Here is a 14,094-nt window from a genome sequence, read left to right as displayed (position 1 = left end):
TTGCCGCTTTCCAGGCGTACCTTCCCTCTTTATGATGCGTTTAAGCTCGTTCGGGCTAAAAGCGGCGATAAGGTGCCAAAAGGATAAAGCGCGCTACCGCGACTCTACGCTGAAACCAGGACGATGATGATGGTGATACCCCAGCGCAGGCGTTATACCTGAAGCTAACGGTGTTATTGAAGGGAAGGTTAGAGCAAGAAAAGTGGCGGAGAGAGGGGGATTTGAACCCCCGGTAGAGTTGCCCCTACTCCGGTTTTCGAGACCGGTCCGTTCAGCCGCTCCGGCATCTCTCCGCTGTGATGGTTGCTATAATGCCAGGATCTTTGGCATTTTAATAGCTCCCGTTTCGGTAATTGTGTTCAAGTGACGACTTTGCGAGCAATATGATGTTTAAATGGCCCTGGAAAGCAGATGATGAGTCCGGCAACGCAGAGATGCCCTGGGAGCAAGCGCTTGCCATTCCGGTTTTAGCCCATCTTTCGTCCACTGAGCAGCACAAGCTCACGCAGATGGCTGCCCGTTTTTTACAGCAAAAGCGGCTGGTGGCATTGCAGGGGCTGGAGCTGACCCCGCTGCATCAGGCGCGCATTGCTATGCTCTTTTGTCTGCCGGTGCTAGAGCTGGGCATTGAGTGGCTGGATGGCTTCCATGAAGTGCTGATCTACCCTGCCCCTTTCATCGTCGATGATGAATGGGAGGATGATATTGGTCTGGTCCACAACCAGCGGGTGGTACAGTCGGGACAAAGCTGGCAACAGGGTCCTGTAGTGCTGAACTGGCTGGATATTCAAGACTCTTTTGATGCGTCAGGCTTTAACCTTGTGGTGCATGAAGTGGCGCATAAGCTTGATACGCGGAACGGCGACCGGGCCAGCGGCGTGCCGCTTATCCCGTTGCGTGAAGTTGCCGGCTGGGAGCACGATCTCCACGCCGCGATGAACAACATTCAGGATGAGATAGATCTGGTAGGCGAAAGCGCCGCCAGTATTGACGCCTATGCCGCCACCGATCCCGCAGAATGCTTTGCTGTCCTCTCGGAATATTTTTTCAGTGCGCCCGAACTGTTCGCGCCTCGCTTCCCGGCCCTGTGGCAGCGTTTTTGCCACTTTTACCGCCAGGATCCGCTGGCGCGTAGACGTGAGAATGGCCTGCAGGACGAAGGCGATCGGCGCATTGTTCACTAAAACAACGTGTTGAGCTAAATTTAGCCATTTGAATCAGCAGGTTAATTTTAGTGTTGACACAAAAATGCGAGGCCAGTAGTATGCGCCTCGTTCACACGATTCCTCTGTAGTTCAGTCGGTAGAACGGCGGACTGTTAATCCGTATGTCACTGGTTCGAGTCCAGTCAGAGGAGCCAAATTTAAAAATCCCGCTCAGGGAAACCTGAGCGGGATTTTTGCTTTCCGTGATCCTCTCCGCTCCCCAAGCATGCAATCTTATCCTGGTGTAGGTGCTATTTTCTTGCTATCAGGCAAGCTGAACGGCCGTGAGCCCCACGCTCCCGCAAAGGCTTAAATAAAGGCGGTTTAACCGTGCCGGACCATACCTGGGTGTAAGGCAATAATGCGCGGTTCCAAAAAAGATCGGCAACACCGCCGCTTCTGACATCTCTCCGCCAGCGGGTATAAGCAGCATCGTAACGTAGGTACCGTCCAACGTTCCGTATGTGATCCCCGCAGGTGAAAAGCAGCGATGCTGCTCCCAACCTTATGGCTACAGACTTTCGATCCGGCGGTAACCGCTGGGTCTGCCGCTGCGTAGCAGACATGGAGGATGCTGAAAACAGCCTGTCCAGTGCGGCGATGACGCCCAGGGGACGGCTACGGGTGGATGTACCGAGTCCGCTGGCCCGCCTTATTCTGGTGCCGGCGCTACCGGCTTTCCACGCCCGCTACCCTGATATCCAGATCGACATGGGTGTGAGCGACCGGGTAGTGGATCTGATCGGCGACAACGTGGATTGCGTTCTGCGCGGTGGTCAAATCACCGACCAGTCCCTAATCGCACGCCATGTCGGCGATTTGCAAATCGGCGTCTACGTCGCCCCAGCTATGTGGAACGCCTTGGCGCTCCCGCACACCCGCGCGAGCTGCAAAATACTGACCATTGCATAGTGGGATTCTTGTCCTCACGCACCAGTAAGATTGATCCTTTGGTACTGTGCAGTGAGAATGAACGTATTGAAATCACGGGCAACTACGTACTTGCCGTGGATGATGGCAATGCTTACCTCGAAGCTGGGTTAGTTGGCTTAGGCGTGATTGCGCTGCCCAACTATATGGCGGCAGCGCATCAGGCCGTTGGCGCTTTGATTCCATTATTTACACAATGGCGGATTAGCCCAATGCCTCTGTACCTGGCGTTTCCACCGAACCGCCATGTCAACGCCAAGCTGCGCGTTTTTATTGACTGGATCGTTGAAGTGATGCTGCAGCATGTCCCCATTGCCAACAATCAGTGACGCCATCCCCTGATTCGCTTATCAGCGGCGATGGGGTTCAGCGGTAGTGACTGTGGTCAGGCGTGTTTTGACAATAGGGATTCAGCAGAACTCATCCGTCTTATATTCTGGATAATGGCTATTATAAAGGGGATCTTCGCTTTCATGGACAATGGCAGCCCAAAAAAAATCCTCAGTAACAAGATTAAGTCCATAGATATATTTGCAGACTTTATCATACCCTCCTGAGCATCTCCTGGCGCCCTTATTAAAACGCCATCACAGCCACTATTGATAAGTTAAGGATCGGTTTCCCGATCCTTATTCCCAACAACGTTGAATGCATCGTCAGCAAAAGAGCCTTCTTACAATAGCCGTTAATCAGACTAAACGACCCGCTACAAACTTCCCTGCGCCGCTGTGGCGCTGATATTCACCGGCATGCCGGAGCGGCGCTGCAGGGTCTGCTCGGCCTGCGAAGGACTCACTCCCGGCCCCTGAGTAAACTCGCGCAGCGCCGAGGTCATCGGCAAGGGGACTTTTCTGTCGGATTCAAACTCCGCGCGGTTGCGCGACAGCGGCTCGTGCACCTCCAGCCAGTGACTGCCGTCCGGCTCCACGCTGTACTTCACCGGCTGATCGATCAGCTGAACCCGCGTCCCAACCGGCACGTTATCAAACAGGAATTTAATATCGTCATTGCGCAGGCGGATGCATCCCTGGCTGACGCGCAGCCCGATACCAAAGTTGGCATTGGTGCCGTGGATGGCGTAGAGCCTGCCGATGTAGATCGCATACAGCCCCATCGGATTATCGGGCCCGGGGGGCACCATCGCCGGCAGCGTTTTGCCCTCTTTCGCATACTCGCGGCGGGTATTGGCGGTTGGCACCCAGGTGGGGCCTTCCTGCTTACGCTCTACTGCCGTCACCCAGTTACGCGGCGTTTCGCGTCCGGCCTGACCAATGCCGATTGGCAGGACTTCCACGCTATTGCCCAGCGGCGGGTAATAATAGAGACGCATCTCGGCGACGTTGATCACGATCCCCTCCCGCACGGTGTCAGGCAGGATCAGCTGTTGCGGAATAGTCAGCGTCGAACCGGAGTGCGGCAAATAGACATCGACCCCGGGGTTGGCTTCCAGCATATTGCTTAACCCCTGGCCGTACTGGGCGGCAAAACTTTCCAGCGGCTGGGTGTTATTCTCCGGAACGGCAATGGTAAATGCGCTGCCCACCAAACGGCTCCCCTCCGGCGGCAGCGGATAGCTGACGGCCAGCGCGCCGTGGCTGGCAAGCAGTATCAGCGCCGTACAGAGTAATTTCACACGCCGCATCGTCATTTTCCCTTCCTCAGTCGCGACTCACGTGTGTGAATTATAGCGTTATTTCCACTCCCCGACCCGCTGGCCAGCATTTCCTTAAATCTGATAGTCGATTGCGACCTCTTCCGGCTCCATCGCCTGACGCTTAATCTCATCCAGCGACAGTCCAGCATTGCACAATTCGATAAAGCGCCAAACGTAATTCCGCTGCAGCTGGCCCCGCTTCAGTCCCAACCACACGGTATTGGCATCGAACAGATGGCGGGTATCAAGACGCGTAAAGGTGTCCGCTTCCCGGGCATCACCGGACTGCTCGGCGACCAGCCCGACGCCCAGCCCCAGCTCCACATAGGTCTTGATCACATCGGAATCCTGCGCGCTCAGCACGATATCCGGCATCAACCCCTTGCGGTTGAACGCCTCATCAATGCGCGAACGGCCAGTGATCCCCTGGCGGTAGGTGATTAACGGCCAGCGGGCGATCGCCTCCAGCGTCAGGGGGGAAACCTGCGTCAAAGGATGATCCTTCGGCACCAGCAGGCTGTGATGCCAGCGGAACCAGGGGAAAGCCGCCAGCGTCGGATCGTTGCTCAGGCGCTCGCTGGCGATGCCGATATCCGCTCCGCCGTTATGCAGCAGCGCTTCGATTTCCTGCGGGGTACCCTGCACCAGCTCGACGCGAACATCTGAGAACAGCTCGCGGAAAGCTTTAATGACCGGCGGCAGGCTGTAGCGCGCCTGAGTATGGGTGGTGGCGATAGTTAAGACGCCTGACGCATCGTTAGTGAAGAGATCCGCCAGCCGCCGAACGTTACTGGCTTCATTGAGGATCCGCTCGGCAATCGATAACAGCGCTTTACCCGGCTCGGTCATGCCTAACAGGCGTTTGCCGCGGCGGATAAAGATCTCAATCCCCAGCTCCTCTTCCAGTTCCCGGATATGGCGACTGACGCCTGACTGCGAGGTATAGAGCATATTCGCGACTTCCGTCAGGTTGTAATCCTGACGGGCCGCCTCACGGATAATTTTCAGCTGCTGGAAGTTCACCCTTTCCTCCGGGCCAATGGACTTAACGTATCTGCTATTGTTAAAGTCTGTTGTCCCAGGTAACAAATAATAAAAACCAGCAACTTATTCCTTAAGAGAATATACCCTAACTGACCAGCTGCAGTTCACGGTTTTCCAGCGATGGGCGGCTCACCAGAGACAGCAGGATCTCTTTCACCGCCTGCGCCTGCGGCGACAGACTGCCGCGAGCCGACATGTTCAGCGACAGCGACAGGCTCATTGAAGGCGTGCTGATCCGCGCCATCCAGCCGTTCGCCGCCCCGCACAGGGAACGAGCAGCGGATTCCGGTAACACCGTCGCCCCCATGCCGCTGGCGATGGCCGCGGTCAGGGTGGTGATGGATTCGATCTCGCCGATAATTTTCGCCGACAGACGACGCAGGGTGAATGCCTCGGTGACCCGCGCCCGCACTGCGCTGTAATCGCGCGGCAGGAACAGGTTCATCTCCGCCACCGCAGTGAGATCCACGCTCTGCCCCGGGCAGTCGCGGGTGCCGACCAGGTAAAGGTCTTCTTTCAGCAGCGGCTGGCTGACGATGCCTGCCACCGGCGAACGCTCATAGAGCACCGCCATATCCAGCTGGCCCGCCAGCAGCTTGTCATTCAGCGCTGTGCCGCTGCTCTCCTGCAGATAGACCATCACCTCAGGCAACTCATTGCGCACCGTTTGCAGCAACGGCATGGTAATGGCGGAGGCCGCGGTGCCTGGCGCCAGGCCGATCGACACCTGACCACGCAGCGTCTGGCCGACGTTATTGACCGCCAGCTGCGCCTGCTCGCACTGGCGCAGGATAGTGCGCGCATGGGTGTAGAGAATTTTACCGGCTTCCGTTGGCGTGACCCCTCGCTTGGTGCGTATCAGCAACTGCTGGTCCATTTCACCTTCCAGGGTCGCGACCTGTTGGCTGAGGGCCGGTTGGGCGATATGCAAGACTTCAGCGGCCTGGGTCAGACTGCCGATATCGACGATTTTCACAAAATATTTCAGTCGTCTTAAGTTCATTTTGCCTCCTGTAAGGAACGCCAGCGTCAACGCTGGGAGTATGATGCACTGGCTTTTGCAATTTGCTTGCCAGCTTTGCATTTCCTCGGCTGTCGCCCGCCGCAGGCAGTGTTATAAGGGATAGTGATAGCAATTCGGTTTTTATTTGCCCGGTAAGCAGATTGTGGTATGCCCCATTAGGGGTACATTCGCACTACAACGGTGCAACATGGTGAAAAAAACAGCGCATGGGTGGCGATTGCTGAAATTGTCAGCAGTCGAACGCAATTCTTTGAATCAGGCTTTGACAAGGCCGGATGGCATCGTTAATATGCGCCCCGTTCACACGATTCCTCTGTAGTTCAGTCGGTAGAACGGCGGACTGTTAATCCGTATGTCACTGGTTCGAGTCCAGTCAGAGGAGCCAATTTGCTGTTTTCATGCATCCTTGCGAATCATTATATGATGTTGGTTCAACAGGTTAGCGTGAAAACTCTTCCCGGTGCATTTTGATTTTACCCTCCGCATCGGGAAAAATTGGTGGTCAAATCTGGGGTCAGGTTAGTTCGATAATGGAGCGACCCCCATATGTCCCTTACCGACGCGAAAATCCGCACTCTCAAGCCTTCTGATAAACCCTTTAAAGTCTCCGATTCCCACGGTCTGTATCTGCTGGTCAAGCCGGGTGGCTCACGTCACTGGTATCTCAAGTACCGTATTAACGGTAAAGAATCGCGCATTGCGCTGGGTGCCTATCCTGCCGTCTCCCTCTCTGATGCGCGACAGCAGCGTGAAGGTGTCCGTAAAATGCTGGCGCTGAATATCAACCCGGTACAGCAGCGGGCTGCTGAACGTGGCTCACGAACACCGGATAAAGTTTTTAAAAACGTGGCGCTGGCGTGGCATAAAAGTAACCGAAAATGGTCGCAGAACACCGCTGACCGTCTGCTTGCCAGCATGAACAATCACATCTTTCCGGTCATTGGCAACCTGCCTGTATCAGAACTTAAACCCCGTCATTTCATTGACCTGCTGAAAAGGATCGAGGAAAAAGGTCTGCTGGAAGTTGCGTCCCGCACGCGGCAGCACCTGAGTAACATAATGCGCCATGCGGTTCATCAGGGGTTAATCGATACGAACCCGGCAGCAAATCTTGGCGGCGTGACCACACCTCCTGTCAGACGGCACTATCCTGCCCTGCCACTGGAGCGGCTGCCTGAACTGCTTGAACGTATTGAGGCATATCATCAGGGCCGTGAACTGACGCGGTTGGCCGTCCTGCTGATGCTGCATGTGTTCATTCGCTCCAGTGAACTGCGTTTCGCCCGCTGGTCAGAGATTGATTTCACAAACCGAGTCTGGACGATACCCGCGACGCGAGAACCCATTATTGGAGTGCGTTATTCCGGCCGCGGGGCCAAAATGCGAATGCCGCATATCGTACCCCTCTCAGAACAGTCCATCGCAATTCTGAAACAGATTAAGGATATCACCGGTAATAATGAACTGATCTTCCCCGGCGACCATAACCCGTATAAGCCAATGTGTGAAAACACGGTCAATAAGGCACTGCGGGTGATGGGCTACGACACGAAAAAGGATATCTGTGGCCACGGCTTTCGGGCGATGGCATGCAGTGCGCTGATGGAATCGGGTTTATGGGCAAAGGATGCAGTAGAACGCCAGATGAGTCATCAGGAGCGCAATACCGTGCGCATGGCTTATATTCACAAGGCAGAACACTTGGAAGCCCGCAAGGCGATGATGCAGTGGTGGTCGGACTATCTGGATATATGCAGAAAAGCATATGTGTCGCCTTATATGATGGTTCAGGAGAACCGCTGAATTGTTAGTATAACGAAGCCGTCTCCGCTTAGGTGGGGACGGCTTTATTTATCAGTAATACAAAAATGCCAGTGAGCTTTTTCTCCTGAACCTCCGTTATTTCTCATGTTATAAATTTGTAACAAATATTTTTTAAACTGTCCTGTATTGCCACGCAAATCTATGGAAATTACAGGAAAACGATATGAGCAGCCCCCTTAAATCGGTGTTTAAAAAGGAGCACAGCGATGAGATCAGTAACCACAGCGTGAACCCCGTCTTTTCTGAGGTAGTCAGCGCTTTTATGTCCCGTCGCCGCTTTCTGCAAATGGGAATGGTGGCGGGCGCTGCCGTCTCCTTTCCTTATCTAGTCAAGCCAGAAAACGCCTTCGCGGCGAAGGCAAATCCCTCAGCATTATCTAAAGCGGTGTCACTGGGCTTCACCAGCATTCCCGTTTCGACAGCAGACACTGTCACCGTGCCGGAAGGCTATATAGCCCGTCCGTTTTATCGCTGGGGCGATGCTGTGGGCATAAAGGGTAATCTGCCGGAATTTAAATTCGACGCTAGCAACACCACCGACGAACAGGCGGCGCAGGCCGGTATGCACCATGACGGCATGGCCTGGTTTAGCCTGCCGCAGGGCAAAGAGAACCCGGCACACGGTCTGCTGGCGCTCAACCATGAGTACATTGATAACGGCATGCTGTTTAAAGACGGTACCGCCAACTGGGATCTTGATAAGGCCCGTAAGGGTCAGAATGCGATGGGTATATCAGTTATCGAGGTGAAAAAAGATAACGTGGGCTGGCAGGTAGTCCGTCCCTCCAGCTTTGCTCGTCGCATTACCGTTAATACACCAATGCAACTGAGCGGTCCGGCGCGTCATCAGGCGTTGATGAAAACCGCCGCCGATCCGCAAGGCGAAGTGGTACTGGGCACCATGCAAAACTGCGCCAATGGTAAAACCCCGTGGGGGACGTACCTGACCTGTGAAGAGAACTGGTCGGATATTTTTGTTAAAAAAGCGCCGCGTAACGTGCTGGAGAAGCGCTACGGCATTAGCGATAGCGATGAATCCTACCGCTGGAACGAGGTTGACGAACGTTTCAGCGTCGATAAAACGCCCAACGAGCCGAACCGCTTTGGATGGGTGGTGGAGATTGACCCCTACGATCCGACCTCCACACCGCGCAAACATACCGCATTAGGTCGCTTTAAGCATGAAGGTGCCGCCGTGACGCTGGCGGGGGATAATCGCGTTGTGGTCTATATGGGCGACGATCAGAAATTTGAATACATCTATAAATTCATCTCCGAGAACAAATATGACCCTGGCGATCGCAAGGCAAATATGCAGTTGCTGGAGTCAGGCACGCTCTATGTCGCCAGATTCAATGACGACGGTTCCGGCGACTGGCTGCCGCTAATCTTCGGTGAAAATGGCCTTGATCAAAGCAAGGGTTTCGACAATCAGGGCGATCTGCTGATCAAAACGCGCCTTGCTGCCGATACGGTGGGCGCAACAAAAATGGATCGCCCGGAATGGATAGCCGTTGATACCCATGCGAAAGGCAGCGTGTATTGCACGCTCACCAACAATTCCGATCGCGGTAAAGAGGGCAAAGCCCCGGTTGACGCAGCCAACCCGCGCGCCAACAACCAGTTCGGCCATATCATGCACTGGCGCGAAGAGAGGGCAGACCCCGCCTCAGCGAAATTTACGTGGAATATTCTGGTGCTCGCCGGGCGTACTGACAGTGACGATCCTAAAGCGAAAGGCTCCATGCAGGGGGCAGAATTCGGCAGCCCTGATGGGCTCTCCTTCGATCACCGCGGCGTGCTGTGGATCCAGACTGATGTCTCCTCCAGTACGATTAATAAAAAGGCGTATGAAGGGATTGGGAATAACCAGATGATAGCGACCCTGCCCGGCACCAATGAGTATCGCCGCTTTTTGACCGGGCCACGCGGGTGTGAAATTACCGGTATCGCCTTTACGCCGGACAACCGTACGCTGTTTATTAATATCCAGCATCCCGGCGAAGGCGGCGACGACATTACCGATCCGAGCAACCCTCGGGCTATCTCCAACTGGCCAGATTCAAGATCAGACGGACGACCACGTTCTTCAACAGTCGTTATCACTAAATCGAATGGCGGGATAATCGGTACCTGATGCATCTGGTGCCCTTTTGGGCACCATTTTTTATGGCAACAGCTTGATCCTCCCAACATTCCCTAGGTATCAAATATTTAATCTCGCTGTTATCTGAAGGAATTAACCTTAGCCTTTTATGTTTTCTCTTACTCGCTGAAACGATTATCAATTTTAACGCTACCTTAAGCCTGGCTTCGTACATGCACGTTCCATATCAAAAAATCGATTAAACGTTTACATTACATTTGTTATGTTATAACGTTACAAAAAGTAACTTATTATGTGGAATGGATGTCATGCACGACTACTCTTTGCGTTTTGCAAATCTGGCGCTGGGTTATGAGGGTTTACCTGCGATACAAAATATTACCGGGACGATACAAAAAGGGTCCCTTACAGCCATCATCGGCCCTAACGGTTCTGGTAAGTCAACACTGCTTAAAGGTATCGCAGGGATTCTGGCTCCGTTAAGTGGCTCCTGTACCGTAGAACCAAAGGCGCGCATTGCCTATCTGCCACAAATATCGGAATTGGATCGCACTTTCCCTGCAACTGTTTCAGATTTAGTTTCCCTAGGTTTATGGCCTGAAAGAGGGTTATTCCGTCATCACAGAATTGAGGATCGTAAACGGCTTAGTGATGCATTGGGATCAGTAGGATTAGCAGGGTTTGAAAAAAGACAGCTTAGTGCATTATCCGGGGGGCAGCTTCAACGCGCGCTCTTCGCACGGGTCATTCTTCAACAGGCAAACATCATCTTGCTTGATGAGCCTTTTAATGCCATTGACGCCACTACTATTGATGACTTGCTTGTGCTGATAAACCGCTGGCATGCTCAGAAACGTACTGTCTTAGCTGTCATGCATGATATCGGTCTGGTTAGAAATCATTTTCCACAGGCCATTTTGTTAAACGGTAAATTAGTGGCATGGGACGAAACAGAACAAGTTCTGCGCCATACCTCACTTCTACCGGCACAGAATATGGGCACAGCACGTGCTTTACCTGGGCAACATGAGGCTACACATTCATGAACTGGCTTCATGAATGGGTTCTAGCACCTTTTGTCGGCTTCGGTTTTATGCGCCGGGCGCTTTATGGTTCATTTCTGCTTTGTTTAAGCGCTTGCCCGGTTGGCGTTTTTTTAACATTACGCCGTATGAGTCTGGTTGGTGATGCCATGTCACATGCTATCTTGCCCGGTGCTGCATTTGGCTTCTTACTCTACGGATTAGATATATTACCGATGACTATTGGTGGGCTTGTCGCAGGGCTGATAGTCGCTATTTTTGCAGGGGCGGTTTCCCGCTTAACAGTGCAAAAAGAAGACGCTTCAATGGCTGCTTTTTATTTAATCTCACTCGCAGTCGGCGTGCTCATTGTATCGCTTCGAGGCTCAAGCGTGGATCTTATGCATGTCCTATTTGGAACTGTGCTTGCACTCAATCACGAAGCGCTGTTGTTAATTTTCTCTGTCGCGCTGCTCACACTTCTGCTGGTTTCTATATTCTGGCGCGCACTTATTGCTGAGTGCCTTGACCCTTTATTTCTTCGCTCCGTTTCACGATTGGGATCGCCAGTCCATTTTATTTTCCTGGCCCTGGTGGTACTGAATCTTGTCGCTGGTTTTCAGGCACTCGGCACTTTGCTCTCTGTCGGGGTAATGGTCTTGCCAGCTGTGACGGCTCGTTTCTGGACGAGACGTGTAGCAACAATGTGCATAGCCTCTGTCCTGATAGGAATGCTTGCATGTATAAGCGGTTTGTTATTTTCATTTCATTTTTCACTACCTTCAGGACCGTCAATCATATTATCTGTGGGAATTATGTATCTTGTCTCTGCTGCTGCCATGATGGTGAAAAACATCCACTTAAAAAAACTTCGTTAATCTTTTCACTACAAATCGAGGAAATTATTTAATGAGAAAACCCGGTTTTATATCTTTATGCATCCTGACGACATCTATGCTTTTTTTACTTTTTACTTTCCCGGCGAAAGCGAAAATTAATGTCATAGCAAGCTTTTCTGTTATTGGCGATATGGCAAAAAACATCGGTCGGGACCGCATCGAACTGCGTACTATTGTCGGCCCTAATGGCGATGCCCATGTTTATGAGCCCTCTCCTGCTGACGCGATCGCTATGTCTAAAGCGGATGTCATACTGGTAAATGGTTTACAACTTGAAGGCTTTATTTCACGGTTGATCGAGGCAAGTGAAACTTCCGCACCGGTAATTGAAACAACAAAAGGAGCAAATATTCTCCAGGACCCGGCAGGCGGACACTATCATTTTTATGACGGTAAAGCGGTCTTTCATGCTGCACCGTTTGATCCACATGCCTGGCAATCAGTAGGGAATTCCAGAATATATGTGAAAAATATTGCAGAAGCCTTTTGTGCACAAGATAAAAGTAATTGTGATTTTTATCAGGCTAATGCCCGTGCTTATGATGCAAAACTTGCGGATCTGGAAAATAAAATTATTAAGACTGTCGCTACGATCCCACAGGAAAAGCGTACTGTCGTCGTAGGCCATAATGCATTCAAATATTTTGAACAGGCATATGGTATACATTTCCTTTCCCCTCAGGGTATATCCACCGAATCAGAGGCCTCTGCCGCTGACGTTGCCGGCATACTTAAGAAAATTAAAGAAAATAACGCATCAGCTGTTTTTTCTGAAAATATTTCCAATCCACGTCTGGTTGAACAAATTGCCAGAGAAGCTGGCCTTAACGTGGCTGGCGTGCTTTATACAGATGCCTTGTCAGAACCAGGAGGACCGGCTTCTACCTACCTGGAAATGATGGAACATAACGTAACGGCGATTGCGACAGCGGCGAGCAATAGCCGTAATACCCAGCCATAAATACCCGCCGAACAGTTTTATATATGATGGAGAACATTATGAAGAAACGCTTATTATCTACTTCAATCTCAACGCTGCTTTTGGGCCTTTCTGTGATGCCTGCTTTCGCAGATGAAGACGTAACCGCATGGCGTCTGTTCGTCGCCGATCATGATAAACCCGTTGTGAATGTTATTGATGCACTGGATGGAGATAAGCTCGCAACATTTAATGTTAAAGGCCCTGCAAATTTATCTCGCAGCGAAAGTGGTGCCACAATTTTCGCTATCCAGGGTAGTGCTGGCGTAGTATCTACAATCGCTTCAGGCATTGCTTTCCATGATCACGGAGATCATGCAGACATTGATATTGACGCTCCCAAATTATTACCGCTGGAACTAACGGGTAAAAAACCTGGTCATTTTGTTGAACGTCAGGGCAAAATTGCCCAGTGGTTTGACGGGGAAGATAGCGCGCAAATCCTGGGTGAAAGCGCCGTTCTTAAAGGTCAGAAGAATATAACGAAAGTAAATGTTGTTGCGCCACATCACGGCGTTGCTGTTCCTTACGATAATTATGCTGTCGTATCCATTCCCAACCCTGATGATGCGTCAAAACGACCTGTCGGCGCTCGCGTGGTGGACCTGCAAGGTAAAAAAGTGGGTGATGATGCCTTATGCCCCGGACTTCACGGCTCAGCCGGCTCGGGTGATACTTTTGCCCTATCATGTGAGACTGGCCTCCTGCTGATTACGCAAAAAAATGCGGCACCGGTTATCAGGCACCTTCCCTACGCGAAAACGTTGCCAGAGGGAAGCACATCCACCTTGATCGGTGGTAAGGGAATGCAATATTTTATCGGTAATTATGGGCCAGACCGGATTATTCTGGTCGATCCTACCGAATCGGATAGCTTCCGTTTGATTCAGTTGCCTACCCGTCGAGTCCATTTCGTTGTAGACCCGGTACGCGCGAAATTCGCCTATGTGTTTACAGAAGACGGAAAGCTTAATCAAATAGATGTCCTGAAAGGGGAAATTTCGCAGTCAGTGCGTGTCACTGATCCCTATTCAATGGATGGCCACTGGAATGATCCACGGCCGAGAATCGCAGTCGCTGACAATAAAATTTACGTCACCGATCCGTTGAAAAGTAAAATTATTGTGTTAGACGCTACTTCTTTTAAAAAGACCAGTGAAATTAGCGTCGAAGGGCAGCCATTTAATATTGTTGCAGTCGGCGGTTCAGGAAAAGTACATGGTGAACATCACGATCATGAAGCTCATCATCATGATGATCACGCTCATTAATACTTGTCAAACCTAACAACGCCTTTCATAGTAGATCTGCTGATAGCAGATCTACTTTCTGGCTTTAATAATCTTTTTGAATTTACCCTGGGAATAACATCCATGAATATCAAATTCCCTTTCATACTATTCACC

Annotated in this window: 10 protein-coding genes, 3 tRNA genes and 2 pseudogenes; 11 read left to right on the top strand and 4 right to left on the bottom strand. The window is 51.7% G+C overall.

The features are described from left to right. Positions 1-203: 203 nt before the first annotated feature. Positions 204-293: transfer RNA gene (locus KB890_RS23670), tRNA-Ser, on the bottom strand. Positions 294-383: 90 nt separating this feature from the next. Between KB890_RS23670 and mtfA the strand changes: the two genes are divergently transcribed. From mtfA to KB890_RS23650, 4 genes and pseudogenes are all read left to right on the top strand, one after another. Beyond that, positions 384-1,184, top strand: coding sequence for a DgsA anti-repressor MtfA (gene mtfA, locus KB890_RS23665; protein ID WP_004227143.1), 801 nt, complete (start codon positions 384-386; stop codon positions 1,182-1,184). A 100-nt stretch (positions 1,185-1,284) separates the two neighbouring features. Beyond that, positions 1,285-1,360: transfer RNA gene (locus KB890_RS23660), tRNA-Asn, on the top strand. Between the two features lie 352 nt (positions 1,361-1,712). Further along, positions 1,713-2,464: pseudogene (locus tag KB890_RS23655) on the top strand (LysR substrate-binding domain-containing protein). Between the two features lie 30 nt (positions 2,465-2,494). Next, positions 2,495-2,692, top strand: a pseudogene (locus KB890_RS23650) (hypothetical protein); the annotation flags it as partial. Positions 2,693-2,841: 149 nt separating this feature from the next. Here KB890_RS23650 and ldtA read toward each other — a convergent pair. The 3 genes from ldtA to nac form a co-directional block, all read right to left on the bottom strand. Then, positions 2,842-3,783 (bottom strand): L,D-transpeptidase, encoded by a 942-nt coding sequence (gene ldtA, locus KB890_RS23645; RefSeq protein ID WP_022631352.1) that lies wholly within the window; start codon positions 3,781-3,783, stop codon positions 2,842-2,844. Positions 3,784-3,861: 78 nt separating this feature from the next. Further along, complete coding sequence (gene cbl / locus KB890_RS23640; RefSeq protein WP_004175385.1) at positions 3,862-4,812, bottom strand: HTH-type transcriptional regulator Cbl; 951 nt, start codon at positions 4,810-4,812, stop codon at positions 3,862-3,864. 106 nt (positions 4,813-4,918) lie between these two features. Next, on the bottom strand, positions 4,919-5,836 hold the full coding sequence (gene nac, locus KB890_RS23635; protein WP_002911729.1) for a nitrogen assimilation transcriptional regulator NAC: 918 nt from the start codon (positions 5,834-5,836) through the stop codon (positions 4,919-4,921). 330 nt (positions 5,837-6,166) lie between these two features. Between nac and KB890_RS23630 the strand changes: the two genes are divergently transcribed. The 7 genes from KB890_RS23630 to aztD all read left to right on the top strand — a co-directional run bounded on the left by KB890_RS23630 (position 6,167) and on the right by aztD (position 13,959). Further along, positions 6,167-6,242, top strand: a tRNA-Asn gene (locus tag KB890_RS23630). Between the two features lie 161 nt (positions 6,243-6,403). Then, positions 6,404-7,660, top strand: coding sequence for a tyrosine-type recombinase/integrase (locus KB890_RS23625; protein ID WP_000059621.1), 1,257 nt, complete (start codon positions 6,404-6,406; stop codon positions 7,658-7,660). Between the two features lie 184 nt (positions 7,661-7,844). Continuing rightward, a complete protein-coding gene (locus tag KB890_RS23620; protein WP_094965566.1) occupies positions 7,845-9,818 on the top strand; it encodes a PhoX family protein in 1,974 nt (657 codons plus the stop codon). 278 nt (positions 9,819-10,096) lie between these two features. Then, on the top strand, positions 10,097-10,834 hold the full coding sequence (gene aztA / locus KB890_RS23615; RefSeq protein WP_049016581.1) for a zinc ABC transporter ATP-binding protein AztA: 738 nt from the start codon (positions 10,097-10,099) through the stop codon (positions 10,832-10,834). Next, positions 10,831-11,688: a zinc ABC transporter permease AztB gene (aztB, locus tag KB890_RS23610; protein ID WP_001104308.1), complete on the top strand. Its 858-nt coding sequence runs from the start codon at positions 10,831-10,833 to the stop codon at positions 11,686-11,688. Before aztA ends, aztB begins: the two co-directional genes overlap by 4 nt. Positions 11,689-11,719: 31 nt before the next feature. After that, positions 11,720-12,670, top strand: coding sequence for a zinc ABC transporter substrate-binding protein AztC (aztC, locus tag KB890_RS23605; protein WP_004175378.1), 951 nt, complete (start codon positions 11,720-11,722; stop codon positions 12,668-12,670). A 38-nt stretch (positions 12,671-12,708) separates the two neighbouring features. Continuing rightward, positions 12,709-13,959: a zinc metallochaperone AztD gene (aztD, locus tag KB890_RS23600; protein WP_032105361.1), complete on the top strand. Its 1,251-nt coding sequence runs from the start codon at positions 12,709-12,711 to the stop codon at positions 13,957-13,959. Positions 13,960-14,094: the final 135 nt, after the last annotated feature.

This window comes from Klebsiella sp. P1954, from assembly GCF_018199955.1.
GTDB classification, from domain to species: Bacteria; Pseudomonadota; Gammaproteobacteria; order Enterobacterales; family Enterobacteriaceae; genus Klebsiella; species Klebsiella pneumoniae.
Note: the sequence above shows the minus strand (reverse complement) of the source record. Positions and strands in the feature narration are given on the sequence as shown.

What these genes read in the sequence shown, in the direction of transcription:
- mtfA (WP_004227143.1), top strand. Translation starts at nt 384, where the DNA reads ATGATGTTTAAATGGCCCTGGAAAGCAGATGATGAGTCCGGCAACGCA.
- ldtA (WP_022631352.1), bottom strand. Translation starts at nt 3,783, where the DNA reads ATGACGATGCGGCGTGTGAAATTACTCTGTACGGCGCTGATACTGCTT.
- nac (WP_002911729.1), bottom strand. Translation starts at nt 5,836, where the DNA reads ATGAACTTAAGACGACTGAAATATTTTGTGAAAATCGTCGATATCGGC.
- KB890_RS23625 (WP_000059621.1), top strand. Translation starts at nt 6,404, where the DNA reads ATGTCCCTTACCGACGCGAAAATCCGCACTCTCAAGCCTTCTGATAAA.
- KB890_RS23620 (WP_094965566.1), top strand. Translation starts at nt 7,845, where the DNA reads ATGAGCAGCCCCCTTAAATCGGTGTTTAAAAAGGAGCACAGCGATGAG.
- aztA (WP_049016581.1), top strand. Translation starts at nt 10,097, where the DNA reads ATGCACGACTACTCTTTGCGTTTTGCAAATCTGGCGCTGGGTTATGAG.
- aztB (WP_001104308.1), top strand. Translation starts at nt 10,831, where the DNA reads ATGAACTGGCTTCATGAATGGGTTCTAGCACCTTTTGTCGGCTTCGGT.
- aztC (WP_004175378.1), top strand. Translation starts at nt 11,720, where the DNA reads ATGAGAAAACCCGGTTTTATATCTTTATGCATCCTGACGACATCTATG.
- aztD (WP_032105361.1), top strand. Translation starts at nt 12,709, where the DNA reads ATGAAGAAACGCTTATTATCTACTTCAATCTCAACGCTGCTTTTGGGC.